The 1,860-nt window shown below is 44.2% G+C and carries 2 protein-coding genes; both read left to right on the forward strand.

All coding sequences use genetic code 11. The features are described from left to right. Positions 1-259 precede the first annotated feature (259 nt). A complete protein-coding gene (locus QUB20_RS28340) occupies positions 260-745 on the forward strand; it encodes a glutathione peroxidase (RefSeq protein ID WP_333251511.1) in 486 nt (161 codons plus the stop codon). Between the two features lie 514 nt (positions 746-1,259). Next, positions 1,260-1,721 carry a VOC family protein gene (locus tag QUB20_RS28345; RefSeq protein ID WP_333251508.1) on the forward strand — a complete coding sequence of 154 codons (462 nt, stop codon included), beginning with the start codon at positions 1,260-1,262 and terminating at the stop codon, positions 1,719-1,721. Positions 1,722-1,860: the final 139 nt, after the last annotated feature.

Below are 1,860 nucleotides of genomic sequence, written 5' to 3' on the forward strand. Positions count from 1 at the left end.
CCCGCCCGTCCAAAAAGGACGGGCGGGACGCCCATCCCACTTTCAAGAGTGGAAGTTATTTAATTCTCATTCCTAAGATCGGGTTCGGTAAATTAACCGTAATTTTGGTAGGGGCGGGTTCACCAATTTATATAATATAAGCGCGAGATCCGTAAACCCGCCCCTACCGGGATATTGAAATTTTTAGCGATCGACCTCTAGACAAAATTGTAGCGACTTGCGGTAAAATTGTGGTGGTCAAATTTAAAAGTATTTGAAAATGCCCAGCACAATCTCCGACATTAAAGTAAAAACGATCGCAGGCGAAGACAAGCAGCTAGGAGAGTACGCTGGCAAGGTACTCTTGATAGTTAATGTAGCTTCCAAATGTGGCTATACACCTCAATACAAAGGGCTCGAAGAATTGAGCCAAAAGTACAGCGCGGCTGGACTCCGTGTTTTAGGATTTCCCTGTAACGACTTCGGAGCTCAAGAACCCGGAAGTAATCCAGAAATCGTCAATTTCTGTACTACAAAATACGGCGTCACCTTTGAATTATTTGACAAAGTACGCGCTAAAGGCACTCAGCAGCACCCGCTGTACGCTAAGCTTACGAGTGCAGTCGAGCCCAAGGGTGAGGTTTCCTGGAATTTTGAGAAATTCTTAGTTAGCAAACAGGGTGAAGTGGTTGCCAGATTCCGCAGTAGTGTTGGCCCCGATTCGCCCGAACTGATCGCTGCCATCGATCGAGAATTGGCGAAATAAGAAGTTCGGCAACTAAGCAGTGTACAGGATTTAACTGATTTAACGGATGGATGTTTAGGGAAGAGGGAAGAAATTAATAGGCTTTTTTTCCAATAAGTTGAAAGCTATTTTTTTCCTTCTGCTTTTCCCCCTTGTGTGCAAGCACTAAACCATGAACAAATACCGATGATTGTATTTAATTGGAGAACTGTTTAATTTAATGGAAAATACATCGAAATTAGATTTAGTTGTAGGTGTACTTGCCTTCGCAATTCTGGCAGGTGGTCTGGCCATGCTATTTGTAGGCATGGCATCATTTCCTAAAGAAAAATAACAATACTAGGACTTACTCACAATTGTTGAGAAACCGGGTTTTTTTACGAAAAGACACGTTGTAGACCGCACCAAAGGTAAAAAACCCGGTTTCGAGGCCCCGATTAAGTCCTGACTACCAACTTAAAATGCTTATTTTACAGCAGACCATCTGAATAAATCAAACTCCTTTCAATTTGAACATTCGCAATTGATGACAATCATGCAAACTACCGAAAACAACGTCAAAATTGCCCTCGCGCCGGGGAATTTGCGCCGCGTTCACCATATCGCTTTAAACGTGCGCGATATGACAGCTTCCCGCCACTTCTACGGTACAATTCTCGGCCTGCACGAACTAACAGGCGCCGAAATTCCCGCAACTTTAACAGAAATGGTAGCCGCTGGTAAAGTCGCTAATTTTGTCACCCCAGACGGTACTGTTATTGACTTATTTTGGCAGCCAGACTTAGAACCGCCAAACCCAGACCCGGAGAAAGCTTTTACCCGCGCCAACCACTTAGCCTTCGATATTGCTCCGGATTTGTTCGATCGCGCTCTGGAAGTGCTAAAGTCAAATCAAATTGCGATCGATAGCGGCCCCGTTACTCGCGCTACAGGACGCGGCATTTACTTTTACGATCCTGATGGATTTATCATCGAAATCCGTTGTGATGCAGTTTAAACAGTCGCTATCGGGTTCTCTGTAGTCCGTCTTCACCCTACATTTACTCTTTGGAGCGCGGTACTCCCTAATGATTGCTAATTAAATAACTTATAATTTTAATTATTATTGTGGGATGGGCGTCCCGCCCGTCCTTTTT

Origin of the sequence: Microcoleus sp. B4-C2 (assembly GCF_036705265.1) — a bacterium.
Classification (GTDB): domain Bacteria; phylum Cyanobacteriota; class Cyanobacteriia; order Cyanobacteriales; family Microcoleaceae; genus Microcoleus.